Origin of the sequence: Nocardioides sp. Bht2, assembly GCF_047308515.1 — a bacterium.
GTDB lineage: Bacteria > Actinomycetota > Actinomycetes > Propionibacteriales > Nocardioidaceae > Nocardioides.
The window spans coordinates 1-1110 of sequence record NZ_JBLBWI010000035.1 but is presented as its reverse complement, the minus strand read 5'-3'; the positions used below and the strand labels follow the sequence as shown (position 1 = coordinate 1110).

The 1110-nt window shown below is 46.8% G+C and carries 1 protein-coding gene; it reads right to left on the bottom strand.

The window, feature by feature from the left end; translation table 11 throughout:
- Nucleotides 1–78: 78 nt before the first annotated feature.
- Complete coding sequence (locus ACLM5J_RS20810) at nt 79–939, bottom strand: broad-spectrum class A beta-lactamase TEM-116 (protein ID WP_000027050.1); 861 nt, start codon at nt 937–939, stop codon at nt 79–81.
- Between the last annotated feature and the right edge of the window lie 171 nt (nt 940–1110).

The window sequence follows — 1110 nt, the reverse complement described above, 5'->3', positions numbered from 1 at the left end:
CTTCACCTAGATCCTTTTAAATTAAAAATGAAGTTTTAAATCAATCTAAAGTATATATGAGTAAACTTGGTCTGACAGTTACCAATGCTTAATCAGTGAGGCACCTATCTCAGCGATCTGTCTATTTCGTTCATCCATAGTTGCCTGACTCCCCGTCGTGTAGATAACTACGATACGGGAGGGCTTACCATCTGGCCCCAGTGCTGCAATGATACCGCGAGACCCACGCTCACCGGCTCCAGATTTATCAGCAATAAACCAGCCAGCCGGAAGGGCCGAGCGCAGAAGTGGTCCTGCAACTTTATCCGCCTCCATCCAGTCTATTAATTGTTGCCGGGAAGCTAGAGTAAGTAGTTCGCCAGTTAATAGTTTGCGCAACGTTGTTGCCATTGCTACAGGCATCGTGGTGTCACGCTCGTCGTTTGGTATGGCTTCATTCAGCTCCGGTTCCCAACGATCAAGGCGAGTTACATGATCCCCCATGTTGTGCAAAAAAGCGGTTAGCTCCTTCGGTCCTCCGATCGTTGTCAGAAGTAAGTTGGCCGCAGTGTTATCACTCATGGTTATGGCAGCACTGCATAATTCTCTTACTGTCATGCCATCCGTAAGATGCTTTTCTGTGACTGGTGAGTACTCAACCAAGTCATTCTGAGAATAGTGTATGCGGCGACCGAGTTGCTCTTGCCCGGCGTCAATACGGGATAATACCGCGCCACATAGCAGAACTTTAAAAGTGCTCATCATTGGAAAACGTTCTTCGGGGCGAAAACTCTCAAGGATCTTACCGCTGTTGAGATCCAGTTCGATGTAACCCACTCGTGCACCCAACTGATCTTCAGCATCTTTTACTTTCACCAGCGTTTCTGGGTGAGCAAAAACAGGAAGGCAAAATGCCGCAAAAAAGGGAATAAGGGCGACACGGAAATGTTGAATACTCATACTCTTCCTTTTTCAATATTATTGAAGCATTTATCAGGGTTATTGTCTCATGAGCGGATACATATTTGAATGTATTTAGAAAAATAAACAAATAGGGGTTCCGCGCACATTTCCCCGAAAAGTGCCACCTGCCGCGGCCGCTGTCGGGAACCGCGTTCAGGTGGAACAGGA